The sequence below is a fragment of the Ruegeria sp. THAF57 genome (genome assembly GCF_903914075.1).
GTDB lineage: Bacteria > Pseudomonadota > Alphaproteobacteria > Rhodobacterales > Rhodobacteraceae > Ruegeria.
Genome location: NZ_CAIWNQ010000006.1, coordinates 185,418 through 204,412 on the forward strand (window position 1 = coordinate 185,418; position 18,995 = coordinate 204,412).

General features: G+C 60.7%; 16 protein-coding genes. 13 read left to right on the forward strand and 3 right to left on the reverse strand.

Features of this window, described 5'->3' with window-relative positions; translation table 11 throughout:
• The first annotated feature begins 57 nt into the window (after positions 1-57).
• The 6 genes from RUESEDTHA_RS15470 (at position 58) to RUESEDTHA_RS15495 (ending at position 9,689) form a co-directional block, all read left to right on the forward strand.
• Positions 58-1,425, forward strand: coding sequence for a CmpA/NrtA family ABC transporter substrate-binding protein (locus RUESEDTHA_RS15470; RefSeq protein WP_180887652.1), 1,368 nt, complete (start codon positions 58-60; stop codon positions 1,423-1,425).
• 99 nt (positions 1,426-1,524) lie between these two features.
• Positions 1,525-2,610, forward strand: a complete 1,086-nt coding sequence (locus tag RUESEDTHA_RS15475) for an ABC transporter permease (protein WP_180887653.1) — start codon at positions 1,525-1,527, stop codon at positions 2,608-2,610.
• A 5-nt stretch (positions 2,611-2,615) separates the two neighbouring features.
• Positions 2,616-4,301, forward strand: coding sequence for an ABC transporter ATP-binding protein (locus RUESEDTHA_RS15480; protein ID WP_180887654.1), 1,686 nt, complete (start codon positions 2,616-2,618; stop codon positions 4,299-4,301).
• Positions 4,302-4,306: 5 nt separating this feature from the next.
• Positions 4,307-6,739 (forward strand): nitrite reductase large subunit NirB, encoded by a 2,433-nt coding sequence (nirB, locus tag RUESEDTHA_RS15485; RefSeq protein WP_180887655.1) that lies wholly within the window; start codon positions 4,307-4,309, stop codon positions 6,737-6,739.
• Positions 6,736-7,068 (forward strand): nitrite reductase small subunit NirD, encoded by a 333-nt coding sequence (gene nirD / locus RUESEDTHA_RS15490; protein WP_180887656.1) that lies wholly within the window; start codon positions 6,736-6,738, stop codon positions 7,066-7,068. Before nirB ends, nirD begins: the two co-directional genes overlap by 4 nt.
• Positions 7,065-9,689 carry a nitrate reductase gene (locus tag RUESEDTHA_RS15495; protein ID WP_180887657.1) on the forward strand — a complete coding sequence of 875 codons (2,625 nt, stop codon included), beginning with the start codon at positions 7,065-7,067 and terminating at the stop codon, positions 9,687-9,689. Before nirD ends, RUESEDTHA_RS15495 begins: the two co-directional genes overlap by 4 nt.
• Positions 9,690-9,691: 2 nt before the next feature.
• On the opposite strand, the gene RUESEDTHA_RS15500 is transcribed toward RUESEDTHA_RS15495, so the two are convergent.
• Positions 9,692-10,783: a Gfo/Idh/MocA family protein gene (locus RUESEDTHA_RS15500; protein ID WP_180887658.1), complete on the reverse strand. Its 1,092-nt coding sequence runs from the start codon at positions 10,781-10,783 to the stop codon at positions 9,692-9,694.
• 12 nt (positions 10,784-10,795) lie between these two features.
• Entirely contained in the window at positions 10,796-11,506 is a 711-nt protein-coding gene (locus RUESEDTHA_RS15505) for a GntR family transcriptional regulator (protein WP_180887659.1), read from the reverse strand.
• Positions 11,507-11,613: 107 nt separating this feature from the next.
• Here RUESEDTHA_RS15505 and RUESEDTHA_RS15510 point away from each other — a divergent pair, with 107 nt between their 5' ends.
• Genes RUESEDTHA_RS15510 through dctP form a run of 6 tightly spaced genes read left to right on the forward strand, consistent with a single transcriptional unit; the run spans position 11,614 to position 17,191 of the window.
• Entirely contained in the window at positions 11,614-12,768 is a 1,155-nt protein-coding gene (locus RUESEDTHA_RS15510) for an LLM class flavin-dependent oxidoreductase (RefSeq protein ID WP_180887660.1), read from the forward strand.
• Positions 12,768-13,658: an aldo/keto reductase family oxidoreductase gene (locus tag RUESEDTHA_RS15515; protein WP_180887661.1), complete on the forward strand. Its 891-nt coding sequence runs from the start codon at positions 12,768-12,770 to the stop codon at positions 13,656-13,658. The genes RUESEDTHA_RS15510 and RUESEDTHA_RS15515 overlap by 1 nt, the downstream gene beginning before the upstream one ends.
• Complete coding sequence (locus RUESEDTHA_RS15520) at positions 13,658-14,173, forward strand: flavin reductase family protein (protein ID WP_180887677.1); 516 nt, start codon at positions 13,658-13,660, stop codon at positions 14,171-14,173. Before RUESEDTHA_RS15515 ends, RUESEDTHA_RS15520 begins: the two co-directional genes overlap by 1 nt.
• 53 nt (positions 14,174-14,226) lie before the next feature.
• Positions 14,227-14,814 carry a TRAP transporter small permease gene (locus RUESEDTHA_RS15525; RefSeq protein ID WP_180887662.1) on the forward strand — a complete coding sequence of 196 codons (588 nt, stop codon included), beginning with the start codon at positions 14,227-14,229 and terminating at the stop codon, positions 14,812-14,814.
• Positions 14,815-16,104: a TRAP transporter large permease gene (locus tag RUESEDTHA_RS15530; protein ID WP_171124626.1), complete on the forward strand. Its 1,290-nt coding sequence runs from the start codon at positions 14,815-14,817 to the stop codon at positions 16,102-16,104. It abuts the gene before it with no gap.
• A 25-nt stretch (positions 16,105-16,129) separates the two neighbouring features.
• Positions 16,130-17,191, forward strand: a complete 1,062-nt coding sequence (dctP, locus tag RUESEDTHA_RS15535) for a TRAP transporter substrate-binding protein DctP (RefSeq protein WP_180887663.1) — start codon at positions 16,130-16,132, stop codon at positions 17,189-17,191.
• A 31-nt stretch (positions 17,192-17,222) separates the two neighbouring features.
• On the opposite strand, the gene RUESEDTHA_RS15540 is transcribed toward dctP, so the two are convergent.
• Positions 17,223-17,693 (reverse strand): tetratricopeptide repeat protein, encoded by a 471-nt coding sequence (locus RUESEDTHA_RS15540; RefSeq protein ID WP_170485844.1) that lies wholly within the window; start codon positions 17,691-17,693, stop codon positions 17,223-17,225.
• A gap of 42 nt (positions 17,694-17,735) precedes the next feature.
• On the opposite strand from RUESEDTHA_RS15540, the gene RUESEDTHA_RS15545 reads away from it, so the two are divergent.
• Complete coding sequence (locus RUESEDTHA_RS15545) at positions 17,736-18,977, forward strand: cytochrome-c peroxidase (RefSeq protein WP_180887664.1); 1,242 nt, start codon at positions 17,736-17,738, stop codon at positions 18,975-18,977.
• Positions 18,978-18,995: the final 18 nt, after the last annotated feature.

The following is an 18,995-nucleotide window of genomic DNA, read 5'->3' on the forward strand; positions in this document are numbered from 1 at the left end:
GGCTTTTTGTTTTTCACCCCTCCCGGATGGCCGGGACCAAGAAAGGGACAGACCCACATGAAGAAATTGCTTGCAGGCCTTGTCGCCACCACCGCCCTGCTCAGCCCCGCGCTGGCCGAAACGCTGGAGTTGGAAAAGGACGAACTGACCTTTGGCTTTATCAAACTGACGGACATGGCCCCGCTGGCTGTGGCTTATGAGAACGGGTATTTTCTGGATGAGGGCCTGTTCGTCACGCTGGAAGCACAGGCCAACTGGAAAGTGCTGTTGGACGGCGTGATCGACGGGCAGTTGGACGGCGCGCATATGCTGGCCGGTCAGCCGCTGGCCGCCACCATCGGTTACGGCACCGAGGCGCATATCATCACCCCCTTCTCGATGGACCTGAACGGCAACGGCATCACCGTGTCGAACGAGGTCTGGGAAGAGATGAAGCCCAACATCCCGAAAATGGATGACGGCCGCCCGCAGCACCCGATTTCGGCCGAGGCTCTGGCCCCGGTGGTCGAGAAATACAAATCCGAAGGCAAGCCCTTTAACATGGGCATGGTCTTCCCGGTTTCGACGCACAACTATGAACTGCGCTACTGGCTGGCCGCTGGCGGCCTGCATCCGGGTTACTACAGCCCTGAAAACGTGACCGGCCAGATTGGCGCGGATGTGTTCCTGTCGGTGACGCCTCCGCCGCAGATGCCGGCCACGTTGGAAGCAGGCACCATCTATGGCTATTGCGTGGGTGAGCCGTGGAACCAGCAGGCCGTGTTCAAGGGCATCGGCGTGCCGGTCATCACCGATTACGAGCTGTGGAAGAACAACCCCGAAAAGGTCTTTGGCATCAACGCCGAGTTCGCCGAGCAGTACCCGAACACCACCCGCGCCGTCACCAAAGCTCTGATCCGCGCCGCGATGTGGCTGGATGAAAACGACAACGCCAACCGCCCCGCTGCGGTCGAGATGCTGAGCCAGCCGGAATATGTGGGTGCTGATTACGACGTGATCGCGAACTCGATGACTGGCACGTTCGAGTATGAAAAAGGCGACAAGCGCGACGTGCCCGATTTCAACGTGTTCTTCCGCTATAACGCGACCTACCCGTTCTATTCGGACGCCATCTGGTATCTGACCCAGATGCGCCGCTGGGGCCAGATCGCCGAGCCGCAGACCGATGCGTGGTATGATGAGGTCGCCAAATCCGTCTATCGCCCCGACATCTATCTGGACGCTGCGAAAATGCTGGTCGACGAAGGCTTGGCGAACAAGGCCGATTTCCCCTGGGACAGCGACGGCTACAAAGCCCCCACGCCCGCCGAGGATATCATCGACGGCATTCCCTATGACGCCCGCCAGCCCAACGCTTATCTGCAAAGCCTGCCGATCGGTCTGAAGGGCGAGCAGGTCGTCGTCGGCACCGAAGTACAGGGTTAACGCCCCTGCCTCCCGGCCCTTGGCGGCTGGGGGGCTTCCCCATTCAAACAGAATTCCACCCCCGCCCGGCGCTGAACGACCGGGCCAGGAGACCGCAAGATGACAGCCATCGACCACGATACGCTATCCGCTGATGCCGAACGCGAGGCCCGTCGCGCCCGCCTGTTCACCCGGATCAACGCCGCAGACAAATGGTTTCAGGTTCTGGGCCTGGCCTGGATCACCCCCATCCTGAAGGCCAGCGCAGGCGACAACCCGCGCGCCCAGATGGGCGAGATTTGGCGCCTGCTGGTCGTGCCGCTGCTGGCCATCTTCGCCTTCCTGCTGATGTGGGGCACGCTGGCCCCCAAGGTACAAACCTCGCTGGGGGCCGTCCCCGGACCGGCGCAGGTCTGGTCCGAGGCCGTCAGCCTGCATCAGGACGCGCAGGCCAAGGCCGCCAAAAAGGCCAAGTTCGAGGCGATGGTCGAAAAGCGCAACCAGAAGTTCATCGACGCAGGCCAGCCCGAAAAAGTCAAAGAGGTCGCCTATACCGGCGCGCCCAGCTATTACACCCAGATCTGGACCTCGATCAAAACCGTGTTCTTCGGCTTTCTGATCGCCACCATCGTCGCCGTTCCGCTGGGTATCGCTGCGGGCCTGTCGCCCACCGCAAATGCGGCGCTGAACCCGCTGATCCAAATCTTCAAACCGGTCTCGCCGCTGGCATGGCTGCCGATTGTGACCATGATCGTCTCGGCCGTTTACGTCACCAATGACGGCTGGTTCGCAAAATCCTTCCTGATCTCGGCCATCACCGTGACGCTGTGTTCGTTGTGGCCGACGCTGATCAACACCTCGCTGGGTGTTGCCTCCATCGACAAGGATCTGGTGAACGTGTCCAAAGTTCTGAAAATGAACACCTATACCAAGATCACCAAGCTGGTGCTGCCCTCGGCCCTGCCGCTGATCTTCACCGGCCTGCGCCTGAGCTTGGGTGTCGGCTGGATGGTCCTGATCGCGGCCGAGATGCTGGCGCAGAACCCCGGCTTGGGCAAATTCGTCTGGGATGAGTTCCAGAACGGCTCGTCCAGCTCGCTCGCCAAGATCATGGTGGCTGTGTTCACCATCGGCATCATCGGCTTCCTGCTGGATCGCGTAATGTATGCGTTGCAGTCGCTGTTTACCTTCTCGAACAACCGGTGACCGACATGGCTGTGATCGACTTCAAGAATGTCAGCAAATCCTTCGGCACCGGCACCGCTGCGACGGATGTGCTGAAAGACATCAACCTCTCGGTTCAGGAAGGTGAGTTTGTGGTGCTGCTGGGCTTTTCCGGCACCGGCAAGACCACGCTGATCAACCTGATGGCGGGGATCGAATTCCCCACCAAGGGCAGCGTCACCTTCCGCGACAAACCCATCACCGGCCCCGCGCCCGAACGGGGGGTGATCTTTCAGAACTACTCGCTGATGCCGTGGCTGACGGTGACGGGCAATGTGCGGCTGGCCGTGGACGCGGTTTTCCCCAAAATGCCCAAGGCCGAGAAAGAGAAAAAGGTAGCCCATTACATCCGCATGGTCGGCCTCAGCCACGCTGCTGGTCGTCGTCCGGCGGAATTGTCGGGCGGGATGCGGCAGCGGGTGAACGTGGCCCGCGCGCTGGCAATGGACCCCGAGGTTCTGCTGCTGGACGAGCCGCTGTCGGCGCTGGACGCGCTGACCCGTGGCAATCTGGCGGAAGAAATCGAAAAGATCTGGGAGGCCGACCGCAAGACCTGTGTCCTGATCACCAATGACGTGGACGAGGCGATCCTGCTGGCCGACCGCATCATCCCGCTGAACCCCGATGGCACGCTGGGGACCGAATTTAAGGTCTCGATCCCCCGCCCGCGCGACCGGTCCGCCATGAACCATGACGAGACGTTCAAGGCGCTGCGCGGCGAGGTCACGAAATACCTGATGGATGTGGGGATCGAGGCCAAGGTCGAAGGCACCAAAACCCTGCCCGACGTGACCCCGATCCATGGTGTTCCGGCGGCGGTGAAAGAGGCGCAGTCGGGTCTGATCGAAGATCGCTATCTGGATTTCAGCCAGTTGCACAAGGTCTACCCCACGCCCAAAGGCCCGCTGACCGTGGTCGAGGATTTCAACCTGAAACTCAACCGCGGCAAGTTCATCTCGCTGATCGGCCACTCGGGCTGTGGCAAGTCCACGGTGCTGACCATGGCCGCTGGTCTGAACGAAATCTCGAAAGGTGCGATCAAGCTGGATGGCCGCCATGTCGAAGGGGCCGACCCGGAACGCGCCGTGGTGTTCCAGTCACCTTCGCTGTTCCCGTGGCTGACCGCCAAGGAAAACGTCTCGGTCGGAGTGGACCGCGTGTATCCGCGCGCCAGTCAGGCCGAGCGGCAGGATGTGGTGGAATACTATCTGGAACGGGTCGGTCTGGCTGACGCGATGGACAAATCCGCGGCCGATATGTCGAACGGGATGCGCCAGCGTGTGGGCATCGCCCGCGCCTTTGCCCTGTCTCCGAAACTGCTGCTGCTGGATGAGCCCTTCGGGATGCTCGACAGCCTCACCCGGTGGGAATTGCAAGAGGTTCTGATGGAGGTCTGGTCGCGTACCAAGGTCACCACCATCTGCGTCACCCATGATGTGGATGAGGCGATCCTGTTGGCTGACCGCGTGGTGATGATGACCAACGGCCCGCAGGCCACCATCGGCAAGATCACCAATGTCGACCTGCCGCGCCCGCGCACCCGCAAGGCGCTGTTGGCCCATCCTGATTACTATGAATACCGGCAAGAGGTGTTGGATTTCCTTGAGGAATACGAACACGGGGCCAAACCTAAGCCCAAATCCCCTGCCCCCAAAGCCATCGCTGCGGAGTGAATGAGATGAAACAAAAACTGGTTGTCATCGGAGCCGGCATGGCCTCGGGCAGGGTGCTGGAACACCTGACCGACGCTGCCCCCGATGCGTTCGACATCACCCTTTTCAACGCCGAGCCGCGCGGAAACTACAACCGCATCATGCTGAGCCCGGTTCTGGCAGGTGATCAGACCTATGAAGAGATCGTCACACATGACGACGCCTGGTATGCCGAGCGCGGGATCACCTGCCGGTTTGGCGAGAAAGTGGTCAAAATCGACCGTGATCTGAAGGTGGTCGAAGGCGAGAACGGTCATGTGCCGTACGATAAGCTAATCTTTGGCACCGGATCGAACCCTTTCATGATCCCGATGCCGGGGCATGATCTGGACGGTGTGATCGCCTATCGCGATCTGGAAGACACCGAACAGATGATGGGCATGGGCGCGGGCAACAAAGTGGTCGTGATCGGCGGCGGCTTGCTGGGGCTTGAGGCTGCCGCAGGCATGGCCGCGCGCGGCGCTGACGTAACCGTGGTGCATATCATGGGCCACCTAATGGAGCGTCAGCTGGACCCCGCCGCAGGCTACCTGCTGAAGAAATCACTGGAAGAAAAAGGCATCACCGTTCTGCTGAATGCCAAATCAACCGAGATCGCGGGCAAGGATGGCAAGGCCCGCGCGCTGCTGTTGGAGGACGGCACCGAGCTGCCCTGTGACCTGCTGGTGATGGCCGTGGGCATCCGCCCCAACACCGCTCTGGCGCAGGAAACGGGCCTTGCCGTGGGTCGGGGCATCCATGTGGACGATCAGATGATCACCTCGGACGCCGATATCTATGCCGTTGGCGAATGCGTCGAACATCAGGGCGAGGTCTTTGGCCTTGTCGCACCGCTCTACGACCAAGCCAAAGTGCTGGCGCAGACCCTGCTGGGCGAGGATGCAGCGTTCAAACAACGTTCGCTCTCGACCAAGCTGAAGGTTACCGGCTGCGACCTGTTCAGCGCTGGCGACTTTGCCGAGGGCGAGACCCGCGAGGACATCGTTTTCCGCGATCCAGCGCGCGGCGTTTACAAACGGCTGGTGCTGGAAGGCGACAAGCTGGTTGGCGCGGTGATGTATGGCGACACCGCCGACAGCAACTGGTTCTTCGGTCTGATCCGCGACGCTGAGGACGTGTCCGAGATGCGCGAGACGCTGATCTTTGGCCCGGCCTATCAGGGAGGTGCCACTGCGGACCCTCTCTCAGCCGTTGCAGCATTGCCGCCTGAGGCGGAAATCTGCGGCTGCAACGGCGTTTGCAAATCCGAAATCACCGCAGCCATTGCAGATGGCGCAACCGATCTGGGCGCAATCCGCGCGACCACCAAGGCCAGCGCGTCCTGCGGGACATGCACCGGGCTGGTCGAACAGTTGCTACAGGTCACGCTGGGCGATGACTTCCAAATGCCCACGGCACAACCCATCTGCGGTTGCTGCGACCTGACCCACGAAGACGTCCGCCGTCTGATCAAATCGCAAGAGTTGAAAAGTCAGGAGGCCGTCTGGCAGGAGCTGGGCTGGAAAACGCTCAACGGTTGCCATGTCTGCCGCCCGGCGGTGAACTACTACCTGCTGGCCGACTGGCCGGTGGAATATCAGGACGACCCGCAAAGCCGTTTCGTCAACGAACGCAAACACGCCAACATCCAGAAGGATGGTACATTCAGCGTGGTGCCCCGCATGTGGGGTGGCATCACCAACCCGGCAGAACTGCGCGCCATCGCCGACGCGGCCGAGAAATACGACGTGCCCACGGTCAAAGTCACCGGCGGTCAGCGCATCGACCTGCTGGGCGTGAAAGGCGCGGACCTGCCCTATATCTGGTCCGATCTGAACAAGGCCGGGCTGGTTTCAGGCCATGCCTATTCCAAGGGTCTGCGCACGGTGAAAACCTGTGTCGGCACCGATCACTGCCGGTTCGGCACGCAGGACAGCACGGGCCTTGGCATCAAGCTCGAGAAACTCCTGTGGGGCTCGTGGACACCGCACAAGCTGAAGCTGGCGGTCTCGGGCTGCCCGCGCAACTGCGCCGAGGCGACGTGCAAGGATATCGGACTGGTCTGCGTCGACTCGGGCTTCCAGATCAGCATCGGTGGCGCGGCTGGCATGGACGTCAAGGAAACCGAACTGCTGGTGCAAGTCCCCACCGAGGAAGAGGCAATCGAGGTCGTGATGGCCGTCACCCAGGCCTACCGCGAGGGCGGCAAGTATCTGGACCGTCTGTATAAATGGATGGCGAAGGTCGGCCTCGACTGGATCAGGGAAACCGTGGTGGACGATCTGGACAACCGCCGCGCTTTGGCGGAGCGGTTCGAACTCAGCCAATCCATCTACCGCAAAGACCCATGGGCCGAGCAGGCCAAAGAGGCCCCGCGCTTTGCGCCCATGGCCGATCTGACATTGGAGGCCGCAGAATGAGCTGGATCGACATCGGACATATCGACGATATCCCCCTGCGCGGCGCACGCGTGGTGAAAACGCCCGTGGGCTGCGTCGCCCTGTTCCGCACAGCCAAGGATGAGGTCTTTGCCGCCTCGGACACCTGCCCCCACAAGGGCGGGCCGCTGTCCGAGGGCATCGTGCATGGCCAGTCCGTGACCTGCCCGCTGCACAATTGGGTGTTTGACCTGAATTCGGGTCAGGCGCAGGGCGCGGATGAGGGGCAAATCGCCACCTATTCGGTGCAGTTGGACGGAGATCGCATCCTGCTGGACAGCACCTCATTGGGGCAAAGGAGCGCCGCGTGAAAGACCTGAGTGCCTGCGCCGCGCGCTCGACCTGTCCCTATTGCGGGGTGGGTTGCGGTGTTCTGCTGCAACCGGATGGCGTGGGGGGCCTGACCGTCACCGGCGACCCGGATCACCCGGCCAATCAGGGGCGGCTGTGTTCCAAGGGCTCGGCTTTGGCCGAAACGGTGGGCCTGTCGCAACGGCTGCTGTCGCCCGTGGTCGCAGGCGAGCAGACCGGCTGGGACGATGCCCTGCAACTGGTTGCCGACCGGTTCCGCGACATGATCGCCGAACACGGGCCGGATTCGGTGGCTTTCTACGTCTCGGGGCAGTTGCTGACCGAGGATTACTATGTCGCCAACAAGCTGATGAAAGGCTTCATCGGCTCGGCCAATATCGACACGAATTCGCGGCTGTGCATGGCCTCGACCGTTGCAGGCCACAAACGCGCCTTTGGCACCGACACCGTACCCGGCACCTATGAGGATCTGGACAAAGCCGATCTGGTCGTGCTGGTCGGGTCCAATCTGGCGTGGTGCCACCCGGTTCTGTATCAGCGCCTGATGGCGGCGCGGCAAGCGCACGGGACCAAGATCGTCGTGATCGACCCGCGCCGCACGGCGTCCTGTGACAGCGCCGACCTGCACCTGCCCTTGGCGGTGGGCAGCGATGTGGCGCTGTTCAATCACCTGCTGACGAAGATCGACGCCGCAGGGCTGGTGGATACCGATTTCCTGACTCACACCACCGGCATTCATGAGGCACTGGACAGTGCGCTGGCCGATGACGTCTCAGTCACAGAATTGAACCCCGACGACATCGCTCAGTTCTGTCAGATGTGGATGGGCACCGAAAAGGTCGTGACGATCTTCAGTCAGGGCGTGAACCAATCCAGCGCGGGCAGCGACAAGGTCAACGCGATCCTGAACTGCCATCTGGCCACGGGGCGCATCGGCAAGCCCGGGTGCGGCCCGCTGTCAGTCACCGGTCAACCCAACGCCATGGGCGGGCGCGAGGTCGGCGGGCTGGCCAATATGCTCGCCTGTCATCTGGATATCGAAAACGCCGATCACCGCGCCGCCGTGCGTGATTTTTGGTCCGCACCGACCATGCCCGAGGTCCCCGGCCTGAAAGCCGTGGACCTGTTCCGCGCCGTGGGCGACGGGCGCATCAAGGCGCTGTGGGTGATCCATACCAACCCCGTGGTTTCGATGCCCGAAGCCGACGCAGTGCGCGATGCAATCTCCGCCTGCCCGTTCACCGTGGTCTCGGACATCACCGCGCGCACCGATACAGCGCGGCTGGCGGATGTGCTGCTGCCCGCGGCTGCATGGGCCGAGAAAGGCGGTACCGTCACCAATTCCGACCGCACAATCAGCCGACAACGCGCGGTCTTGCCTGTACCCGGACAGGCCCGCGCGGATTGGGACATATTGGCCGAGGTCGGGCGGCGGATGGGTTGGCCCTCGGCCTTCGACTATCAAACGCCCGGAGAGATTTTCCGCGAATACGCCACACTGTCTGGCGTGGCCGCAAAGTTTGGACGCGATTTCGATATCTCGGGCCTGAGCGATCTGGACGCGGCGGGGTATGACGCTCTGAAGCCGACGCGCTGGCCCGTCTCGGCTACACGGCAGGGCGGGCGGTTCTTTGCGGATGGGCAGTTCTATCATCCTGACGGCAAGGCCCGGCTGCTGCCGGTCACATGGCGCGCGCCTGCGGCCAAAACCGAACCGCGCTATCCGTTCTGGCTGAACACCGGGCGGCTGCGCGATCAATGGCACACGATGACCCGCACTGGCCTGTCCGCGCGCCTGTCCGCGCACCTGCCCGAACCGTTTCTGGACATCCACCCCGACGATGCGCGCGACAAGGGAATAGACCCCGCCGATTTGGTGCAGGTTTCCAGCCCGCATGGTACATCCATCCTGCGGGCGCGGATCTCTCGTGATGTCACCAAAGGGCAGGTGTTTGCGCCCATCCACTGGACCGGGGAAACCGCCCCTTCGGCCCGGATCGACACTGTGGTTGCGGCGGCGACGGACCCAGTATCGGGGCAACCCGAAAGCAAAGCGTCCGTGGTGAACATCACCCGGTTCAACGCCAAATGGTATGGGTTTGCGGTGTCGGATCGTGAAATGACGCCTGCGTGCGAATATTGGGCACAAACACCCACCAAATCCGGCTACCGTGCGGAACTGGCCGGATCAGAGGATATCGGCGACTGGCAAATCGCCGCGCGCAGTCTGTTTGGACTGCCTGACGCCGACGTCACAGCGCTTGAAGACCCCGCGCGCAGAGTAGCGCGGCTCGCGTTTCACGAGAACGGACGTCTGGTGGCTGCCTTGTTCGTCGCGCCTGAACCGGTGGCCGTGATGCGCGACTATCTGGCAACGCTGCCGCAGGTTCCCGACCTGTTGTCCGGTCGTGCGCCTGCGGACCGGCCCGACCCCGGCCCGGTTCTGTGTTCCTGTTTCGACGTGGGCGTGAACACCATCCTCACCGCCGTCGAAACCAAAGGTCTGATGACCGTCGAAGCCATTGGCGACGCGCTGCAGGCCGGAACCAATTGCGGATCATGCCGCCCGGAACTGGCAAGCCTGCTGGCGTCAGCGCACCAGAAAGAGGCCGCCCAGTAACCCTAGAACCGCACAGACTCGCCAGTCTCCAACGCCTGCTGCGCGGCCAGGCCCATACGCACAGCCCACATCCCGTCCTGCAAGGTTACCTCGGGGGCGGGCTTTTCACCGCGCAAGACAGCCAGAAAGCCTTGATGCTGGTAAAAGGTGGATCCGTTATGATCACCGGCCGCCAGTAGGCGCGGATCGACGGGGATGTCCTTGGCGACCGGCCCCTTGGGTGCACGAGGGCTGACAATCAGTTGCGGCACCGGCGCATCGCCCAGATGCTCGGGCCAGAAACGGCCCGGGCCGGGCACCAACGCCTCGATCTTAGCATCCGGACCAACCGCTGAGATTTCTTCCTGATACCGCGCGCCTTCAGCGAACATACACAGTTCCAACATCGCCCGCGCGCCCGAGGCGAAGTCGACCATGACGTAGCCGTGGTCTAGAATGTCAGGCTTTTCGCCGTCGTAAGCCTCGTCCAGATGATTAACGGCTTGCCCACCGCTGGCCGTTACACGCACCGGGTCCGATTGCAGGATCAGACGCATAAGGTCGAAGAAGTGGCAGCATTTCTCGACAAAAGTTCCGCCAGTATTGCGGTTGAAGCGGTTCCAATTGCCAACCTTTTCCAGAAAGGGAAAGCGGTGTTCCCTGATGGTCAGCATTTTGACCCCGCCGGTCACCTGCGCCTCGTCAATCAGGGCAGCGATGGGCGGCATATAGCGATACTCCATCGCCACCCAGATCGGATGGGGGTAATCGCGCTGGATGGCCTCTAATCGCGCCTTATCCGACGGGTCCGTGAACAGGGGTTTTTCCACCAGCAAGGGCAAAGGCCGCGCCCGCGCAATCTGTTCGATTTGATCCACGTGCAGGTGATTTGGGCTGGCGATCACAATGCAATCCAGATCCTCCACGGCAAGCAGGTCTTCGACCGACGCCACCATCTGCGCGCTGGGTGCAATCGCTTGTGCCGCTTTGGCCATTTCGGCGTCTGGTTCGAAAATCGCCGACACCTGCGTGCCCTCGAGCAACGCGATATTATGCAGGTGCTCCTGCCCCATCATGCCGCATCCGATCAGCCCGTAATGGATGGTCCGGGTCATGCGCGTTTCCTTCTACTTCAGACGTTGGACATAGGTGGCCCGATCCGGGTCGAACCACGTTTTTGAAAACTCGACCGGCTCCGGCCCCTCGGACCAGCTGAACCGCTCAATATAACCCGCCGTTTCGCCAGCGGGTTTGGTAAAGGTCTCAGGCGTCCACTTGGGCAGCGCTTGTACCGAAACGCGATCCTCGGCCCGCGTGATCCAGAAACCAAGCTGCTGCTGATAATAACGATAGAGCGAATCCGACAGCAGCGCCTGATCGACTTTTCCGGCGGAATCATCCAGCCAGATTTCCTCGACCGCGATGATTGTGTCATTCAAATAGCGCATTCGGCGCACCCGCGAGCCTTTGGCCGAGATGCCGAATTCCGGCAGATCGGCGGGCTTTTCAAGATGATCCACCGACAGGATATCGGCGCGCGGCAGGCCACCGCCTTGGGGCAGTTCCAGCCGGAACATCGCATAAACACTGTTCTGCGTCCCAGTCTCGCGGATGTAATTGCCCGAGCCTTGGATACGCTCCAACATCCCTTTTTTCTCAAGCTCAGCCAGCGATTTTCGCAGCGTCCCGACCGAGACATTCAGGTTCGCCGCCATCTCGCGCTCGGGCGGCAAACGCTCACCATCAATCAAGCGACCCGCAGCGATATCGCGGATCAAAAGCTCGGCGATCTGAACATAGATCGGCAGCGCATTGGGGTTGCGGCTGTTGGCAGTCATTTCGGGGTGCTTCACCGAGTCGCGGAAAAAATTGATACACTATTGATCTACATCAATGTGATTGCTACGCAAGAGGAAAGTCAAAAGATGCACGGAGAACGAATCAAATGACCATCGTCCCCATCACATCCCCCGATCTGGATGCGGCCGAAGTTTCTTGGTTCGCGGCGCTGTGTTCGGATGACTATCAATTCTTGGGTGTGCCGGATGGCGATCTGCGGTCGAGTTGGGAGCATTGTTCCGGCATCGTGCGCGAGGCCGAGGCGCAGGGGTTCCGCAATATCCTGTGCCCATCTTCCTATCAGGTCGGTCAGGACACGCTGAGTTTCGTGGCGGGTTGCGCGCCGATCACCGAAAAGATCAACCTGCTGGCCGCCGTGCGCTGTGGCGAGATGCAGCCCATCATGCTGGCCCGCACCATTGCGACGCTGGATCACATGCTGCAGGGGCGGCTGACGGTGAACATCATCTCATCCGATTTCCCTGGCGAAAAAGCCGACAGCGCGTTCCGCTATCAACGCTCGCGCGAGGTAGTCGAGATTCTCAAGCAAGCGTGGACACAGGATGAAATCAACAACGCGGGCGAGGTCTATAACTTCTCGGGCCTGACCACTGATCCAGCCAAACCCTATCAGACCGGCGGTCCGCTTCTGTACTTCGGCGGGTATTCTCCGTCGGCGCTGGACCTGTGTGGCGAACATTGCGACGTCTACCTGATGTGGCCCGAAACCAAAGATCAACTGGCCGAGCGGATGAAGGCTGTCCACGCGGTTGCAGAAAACTATGACCGCACACTGGATTACGGCCTGCGCGTGCACATGATCGTCCGCGATACTGAGGCCGAAGCGCAGGAATATGCGGATTACATCGTCTCGAAACTGGACGACGAATATGGTCGTGCGATCCGGGAACGGGCGCTGGACGCGACGTCTTTGGGCGTCGCGCATCAGGCTAAGAACCGCGATCTGGCGGATGAATATGGCTATGTCGAACCCGGTCTTTGGACAGGCGTCGGCCGCGCGCGATCCGGCTGCGGTGCAGCGCTTGTCGGGTCAACCGATCAGGTCATGACCAAGATCGAGGAATATCAGAAGATGGGCATCCGCGCTTTCATCTTCTCGGGCTACCCGCACATGGATGAGGCAAAGCACTTTGGTGCCCGTGTCATGCCCAACCTGAAAACCTGTTCGCTGCCCGAAGCCTATGGGCGCGTACCTGCAACCACCCCGGCCACTCCGCTGGGCAACGGAGTTCGTCGCTAATGCAACGTGTAAAACTATCCAACACGCTGGAAATGAGCCGCCTAGTCTATGGCATGTGGCGGCTGGGCGATGACAGCGATACCTCGGCTTCTCATGTCGAGGCCAAGATTCAAGCCTGCCTGGATCAGGGCATTACCAGTTTCGATCAGGCGGATATCTATGGCGATTACGGGGCCGAGGCGGTACTGGGTAACGCCCTGCGCGCCAATCCCGCGCTGCGCGCGAAGATGGAGATCGTCACCAAGTGCGATATCGTGGCACCGATCGGGCGATACTCGGACGCGAAGGTCAAATACTATGACACCTCGCGCGCCCATATTCTGAAATCGGTCGAGACTTCTCTGACCGAGATGGCGATCGACCATATCGACCTGCTGCTGATCCACCGACCCGATCCGTTCATGGACCATCACGAAACCGGTGCCGCGCTGGACGAAGTGGTTGCCAGTGGCAAGGTCCGCGCGGTTGGTGTGTCGAATTTCCGACCTTGGGACTGGACCCTACTACAATCGGCGATGAATACACCGCTGGTCACCAATCAGATCGAAATTTCTCTGGGCGAGATCAGCCCATTTACCAATGGCGATCTGGCCTTTCACCAGCAGCATGGTCAGCCCGTGATGGCGTGGTCGCCGCTGGGAGGCGGGATGTTGATGGCCGGAAACCCACCTGTTGGGATAGTCGCGGATGAGATCGCTGCTGAATTCGGCGTGGACCGCGCGGCGGTGGCTGTTGCGTTCCTGTTGGCGCACCCCGCAGGCATCCTTCCGGTGATGGGCACCAACAATCTGACGCGGGTTAAGACCATCTCGGACGCATTGAAAGTCAATCTGGATCGCGAAAGCTGGTTCCGCCTGTACGAGGCGGCGCTGGGGCATGAGGTACCATGATGAATGCAATCTCAAAGGACATGACCCACACATTCGTCCCGCACAAGGACGACACCCGCACGTTGCGGGACGCCTTTGGACGGTTCGCCACTGGCGTCACGATCGTCACCTGCAACAGCGATGACGGCCCGGTCTGCATCACGGCGAACAGCTTTTCATCCCTGTCGCTGGACCCGCCGCTGATCATGTGGGCCGGTGACCGCAACTCGCGCCGGTTCCCCTATTTCCACAAGGCACGCCATTTCAGTGTGCACGTGCTATCGTCGGAACAGGCCGAGCTATGTTTTGGATGCTCGAAAGACGCGTTTGCGCTGCGGGATATTGACCACGACTGGTGCGGGAACGGAACACCACTGCTGCCGGATTGTCTGGCGCGGTTCGAATGCGAACAGCATGCCTATCACGACGCAGGCGACCATGTGATCGTCGTGGGCAAAGTTCTCAAGGTCAGCATGGCGGATGGAGACGCGCTGACCTTCTATGCCGGGAAACTCGGCCAATTCGCGCAGCACTAAGCGCGATCTGACGACCGCGGGGCAAATCTGCGGCTGAACAAGGGAGGATCCGCATGGGCGGACTGGCAACGGCGCTTGCGCCGATTGCATTCGTGAACGAAACCGTGCTGCGTTTTGGCCGCGCGGTTGGCATTGTTGCGATTGCATTAATGGTGATCGCAATTCTGATTCAGGTATTCTTCCGATACGTTCTGGGCAACGCCCTGCCCTGGCCGGATGAAGCCGCGCGGTTCTGTATGTTATGGATGACCGGGTTGATGGCCCCCACTGCGTTCCGGCGTGGCGGGTTCGTTGCAATCGACATGGTGCCCATGATGCTGCCGCGTGTGCTGGGGCAGTTGCTGACCTTGTTTTTGCTGATCGTCTCGCTGGCCGTTTTGTTGGTGGCGGTAAATATCGGCTGGTCCGAAGTGACCGGCTTTGGCGGCAAGTTCGCGACGGCCGCGCTGTATATCCCCACCTCCTTCGGGTTCGATGAATGGTACCGCGTCCCGCGTAGCTGGATGATGGCCTCGCTGCTGGTTGGGGTGATCTTGTTGATCGCAGTGAATATCGAGCTGATCCTGCGGGCCATCGTGACTCTGATGGGGGGCGGAGACCTGTTGCCCGAAATTGCAGATGCACCTGTGGGGGCTGAATAGATGCTGATCTGGTTCCTCCCCACCTTCCTGATTTTTCTGATGATCGGCCTGCCGGTCTTTTTCGCCCTTCTGGCCGCGCCCGGTATTCTGTTGTGGCTGAACGGCCAGACCAATGACATCACGTTGCTGTATCGCAATGTCTACAACGGCATGGACAGCTTCCCGCTGATGGCGATCCCCTTTTTTATGCTGGCCGGAGAGTTGATGAACCGCGGCGGCATCACCATCCGTCTGGTCGAGTTCTCTCAGGCATTGATGGGTCACTTCCGGGGTGGTCTGGCCCATGTGAATGTTCTGAGTTCGATCCTGTTCGCTGGCCTCTCGGGGTCGGCGGTGGCCGATACCTCGGCACTGGGGTCGATGCTGATTCCGGCGATGGAGAAACAGGGTTATACCCGCCGCTTCGCTGCCGCTATCACAGCGGCCAGTTCGGTGATCGGGCCAATCATTCCACCCTCGGGCATCATGATCATCTACGCTTATGTCATGGGCGAAAGCGTGGCAGCCCTGTTTCTTGCAGGCATCGTGCCCGGCGTGATGGTCGGCGTCGGTCTGATGCTGATGATCAAGGTGATGGCCGACAAATACGACTTCCCTGTCGCCAGCCGCAAATACACGTGGCCCGAGCGTCGTCAGGCCAGCCTCAAGGCGTTCTTTCCGCTGCTGACACCCGTTATCATTCTGGGCGGCATCCTCGGCGGCATCTTCACCCCGACCGAGGCCGCTGCGGTCGCTGTAGGCTATGCATTCATCATCGGGTTCTTTGTCCTGCGCACGCTCACCCTGAAAGAAGTGCCCGAGATCCTCAGCAATGCGGGCCTGACCTCGGCGGTCGTCTTGCTGCTGGTCGGTGCCGCGATGGCGTTCAAGACGGTTGTCAGCCTCAGCCATGCGCCGGAACAACTGGCAGCGCTGATCCTTGGCCTGTCGGAAAACCCGCTGATCCTGCTGTTCCTGATCAACTTGCTGCTGTTTGTCGTCGGCATGTTTCTGGACGCAGGCCCGGCGATCATCATCCTTGGCCCCATCCTTGCGCCCATCTTTACCAGCCTTGGTGTGGACCCAATCCACTTTGCCATTATCATGAGCGTCAACCTGACCGTCGGTCTGGCCACGCCACCCATGGGGCTGGTGCTGTTCGTGGCCGCTGCCGTGTCGCGCGAAAAGGTCGAAACCATCGCCAAGGCGATCCTGCCGTTTCTGGCTGTCGAAATCATAGTGATCTTCCTGATCACCTATGTCCCCGCACTATCCATGACGATCCCGAGGATAACGGGATTTGCAAACTGAACTGAGTATCACAGGGAGGAAACGAATGCTCAGAAGATTTATCAGAACCGCCGCGGTGGCCACCTCGGTGTTGGCCGCATCCGCACTTGCCGCCACAGCCGCAGACTACACCCTGCGCGCCACCGCGAACTCGAATGAAAATGACGAAGACTATGACGGTCTGATCGTCTTCAAAAACTATGTCGAAGCCGCATCGAACGGCGCGATTGAAGTCGAGTTGTTCATTGGTACTCAGCTGTGCTCGAACGGGGCTGAATGTCTGCAGGGCGTGGCAGATGGCACCATCGACATCTACATCTCAACCTCAGGCGGCGCGTCGGGCATCTTCCCCTATGTTCAGGTACTGGACCTGCCTTACCTGATGGCGGATGACCGCGTGGCCGAACACGTGCTGTCCGGCGATTTCACACGCAAAATGCGCGAAATGGCCCTTGAGGATTCCGGTGGCGCGATCCGCCTGATGACCATCGGCAACACCGGAGGCTGGCGCAACTTTGCCAACACGCAGCGTAGGATTGCTGAACCAGCCGATATGGAAGGTCTGAAAATCCGCACGGTGGTCGCGGACCTGCCGCAGGAACTGGTTAAGGCGTTGGGTGCGTCGCCCACACCGATCCCGTGGCCAGAATTGTTCACCAGCTTCCAGACCGGCGTGGTTGAAGGGTCGAAAAACGGCATCACTGACATCATGGGGATGAAATTCCCCGATGCAGGTCTGCAATACGTCACTCTGGACGGCCACGCCTATATGGGCGCGCTGTGGTGGATGAACAACGCCAAGTTCCAAGAGATGCCCGAGGACCTGCGCCGCGTCGTGGTCGATGGGTTCTATGCGCTGCAACAGGCGACCTTTGCCTCGCCCAAGCGTAAGTCGATCCAGGCCTATGAGGATTTCGTCGCCGGTGGCGGTGACCTCTATGTCCCGACGCCCGAACAGAAGGCCGCCTTCAAAGAGGCCGCAACCCCTGTCTATGAGTGGTTCCAGACCAATGTGGGCCGTGGGGATGAGGTGTTCAACGCGCTGACCGAGGCAGTCGCCGAGGCAGAGGCCGACATCAACGCCTCACGCGATGCGGACCTGAACTAAGCGAAATGGGCCGGGCGTTGGCGTCCGGCCCCTACCGAAACGGGTACATCCACCCTTTGTAGTCATTTACCAAAACATGCGCCCTTTCGATCTGCTCCGGCGACATTTTCTTGACCACTTCCTCAAGGCTGATCGCCGCGTCGGGATCGCCGCCAATGGCGCTGAGCGTGTACCACATATAGGCCCTAACCAGATCGGGCGCGGGCATTCCCAGACCCAGTTCGTAATACCAGCCGATACCCGATTGGGCCCCCGGATGCCCCTTCATCGAGGCGCGCAGATACCATTCAAACGCGCGTTCGTAATCCTGTTCGACCCCCAGCCCAAGGCCGTACATGACGCCGATCAACTCCTCGGCCTCGGCATTACCGGACCGGGCCGCTGGCAGCAGTTCTTCGCGCGCGGCTTCAAATTCACCGGCTTCCATCATGTCACGAGCCTGTTCCAACTCGGCCAACGCCGGGGATGCAAAAAGACAAAGGGCAAATACAAGCTGGCGCATGGGGTTTTCTTCCTTTTCGTCAATGCAGCGACAGCGCAGGACTTGCCGCGCCCGCTGACCGATGATGACTTTATCCTCTTTGATAGGGAACAGGCTGCAATCGGTCATCAACTGTTTTACGACCCCATCTTGTCAGGCAACCAGAACATATCCTGCGCCCATTGCCACCACCCGGATTTCGGTACATCCGATGGGTTGTCTTTGGGCATAGGCGAAGGCGGGCAAGGGTTGGGACCGGATCGCACGCCCGGCACCGGGACGGACAAAATCCGCAAACGTATCCCGCGTAATTCACCGGGTCTTTGGAACCTTGGAGCGAAAGAAATTCACACGGTCTTCCACGATGGCCGCCTGAGTGTCTCGGATGTCTACGGCAACGGCTTCAACTCACCCGCGCAGGAATGGATGCCTGAAGGGTTGAACTCATTACTGGCCGCGCAAGCGCTATTTCCGCTGACCTCGCAATTCGAAATGGCCGGAAATGTCGGCGAGAATCAGGTGACCGGGGCGGTTGCTGACCGGATTGATCTGGGCTGGCCGATCCTTGCCAAACGCGTGCGCACCGATCCGCGCTACGGCCCTGCGATGGTCGCCGCCTTTGATGAGGTCAACACGACCGAGGACATCACAATAACCCAGATCGCCAACGCGCTGGCCGCGTTCATGGCCGTTGAGTGGCGCAGCACGGACAGCCCGTTCGATCACTATCTTGCGGGCGACGCCAACGCCCTGACACATGCCCAAAAGGACGGGATGGGCTTGTTCTATGGCAAGGCCCAATGTTCCACCTGCCACTCCGGTCCGTTGATGTCAGATCAGAAGTTCCACGCGCTGGCCTTGCCGCCCTTTGGTCCGGGACGCACCCGGCAATGGGACCCCTATGTGCGCGACGTCGGGCGCATGGGTGAAAGCGACCGGCTGGAGGACGCCTACCGCTTTCGCACACCGATGCTGCGCAACGTGGCTCTGACCGCGCCTTATGGACATAACGGGGCCTTTCCCGATCTCGAAAGCATGATCCGCCATCACCTGAACCCGAAACGCAGCCTGTCACAATGGAGCCGTGACATGGCTGCATTGCCCGAGGTTCCGTGGTTGCACAAAGCCGATTTCGTTGTCTGGGACGACCGGTTCGAGATGGAACGTCAGCGCCGCAAGATCGACATCACACCGCTTACACTGACGGACGCGGACATCCAAAACCTTGTGGCGTTTCTGAACGCGCTGACCGGGTCGAGCGTGGACACGCCACCATTCGGCGTGCCCGACAATTTCCAACCCTAAGAAAAACCCCGCACGTGG